This window comes from Peribacillus sp. NPDC056705 (assembly GCF_043656335.1).
This window is the reverse complement of the sequence record NZ_JBHTYI010000189.1, coordinates 1-1,417: the sequence shown is the minus strand read 5'-3', so window position 1 is coordinate 1,417 and position 1,417 is coordinate 1. Positions and strand designations below refer to the sequence as shown.

Here is a 1,417-nt window from a genome sequence, read left to right as displayed (position 1 = left end):
GTGCTAATGTACACGACAGCTGCCCTGATCTTCTCCGCAGCTACCGCTACATTCCGTGTGCCAATCGTGTTCACAAGATAAGCGCCATCCACATCGCTTTCGGCTGCATCCACGGCCGTATAAGCTGCACAATGAATGATTGTATCCGGTTTGTGGCCAGTAATCACCTGCTGACACTGTACCATGTCTGTGATATCCAGTTCATTTCTTCCACAGCCAATCACCTCATGCCCAGCGTCAGCAAGAACATGTACTACATCCTGTCCTAACTGCCCGTTTGCCCCAGTTACAAGCACCTTCATTCCACTTCACCTAACCGCCTGCCATACTGCTGGGTCATATAATCCCGGTAAGCCCCGGACTGGATCCGTGTCCACCAATCCTCATTATTTAGATACCATTGAATCGTTTCCTTAATGCCTGTCTCGAAATTATGCTTCGGCTTCCAACCGAGCTCATCCGTAGTTTTCGTAGGATCAATGCCATATCGACGATCATGTCCTGGTCGGTCTGCAACATAGGTAATCAGGGATTCCGGCTTCCCGAGCTCTGCTAGAATGGTTTTTACGATATGCAGGTTGGTCCGCTCGTTGTGGCCCCCAATGTTATAAACCTCGCCTATTTTGCCTTGATGGATAACAAGGTCGATTGCGCTACAATGATCCTCAACATACAGCCAATCGCGGATATTCAGACCATCTCCGTAGATCGGCAGGGATTCATCATTCAGGGCACGAGAAATAATGAGAGGGATCAGCTTCTCAGGGAATTGGTATGGACCGTAATTATTCGAGCAGCGGGTAATGTTGATCGGGAGCCCGAAGGTCTCGTGGTATGCTCTCACGAGCAGATCCCCGCCAGCCTTGCTAGCGGAATAAGGACTGTTAGGAGCTAGTGGCGTTGACTCGGAGAAGAGCCCCGTCTCCCCCAATGATCCATACACTTCGTCTGTGGAAACTTGGACAAACTTCGTTACGCCATATTTCTTGGCCGCGTCCAGTAGAACCTGTGTCCCCGTCACATTGGTGTTCACGAAGATTTCAGGTTCCAGAATACTGCGGTCCACGTGGGATTCTGCTGCGAAATTAACCACTACGTCAACGCCTTGCTGGAAGATGGGGTCTACTACTGTTTTGTCAGCAATATCGGCCTGGACGAAGGTATAGTTCGGGTTTTCTTCAATCGATTTCAAATTTTCCAAATTACCTGCATAGGTAAGGGCATCCACGTTCACAATCTGGTAATCCGGATGCTGCTGAATCATATAGTGTACAAAGTTGCTGCCGATAAAGCCGGCGCCACCTGTGATAAGAAGTTTCATCCACACGGCCTCCTAATCAAAATTCATCTCTGCGTCTTTCAGCAGTGGGTGTCGCTGGTCTTTATCCGATAGAATGGGATTTGACGATGGCCAATC

2 protein-coding genes and 1 pseudogene are annotated in these 1,417 nt (G+C 49.2%); all 3 read right to left on the bottom strand.

Annotated elements, in window-relative coordinates; genetic code table 11:
* On the bottom strand, nt 1-302 hold a 302-nt coding region (locus ACFRAK_RS28800; RefSeq protein ID WP_394573164.1), incomplete at its 3' end, for an SDR family oxidoreductase.
* Entirely contained in the window at nt 299-1,321 is a 1,023-nt protein-coding gene (gene rfbB / locus ACFRAK_RS28795) for a dTDP-glucose 4,6-dehydratase (RefSeq protein WP_394573163.1), read from the bottom strand. The genes rfbB and ACFRAK_RS28800, both read right to left, overlap by 4 nt.
* A 12-nt stretch (nt 1,322-1,333) precedes the next feature.
* Nucleotides 1,334-1,417: pseudogene (locus tag ACFRAK_RS28790) on the bottom strand (dTDP-4-dehydrorhamnose 3,5-epimerase); the annotation flags it as partial.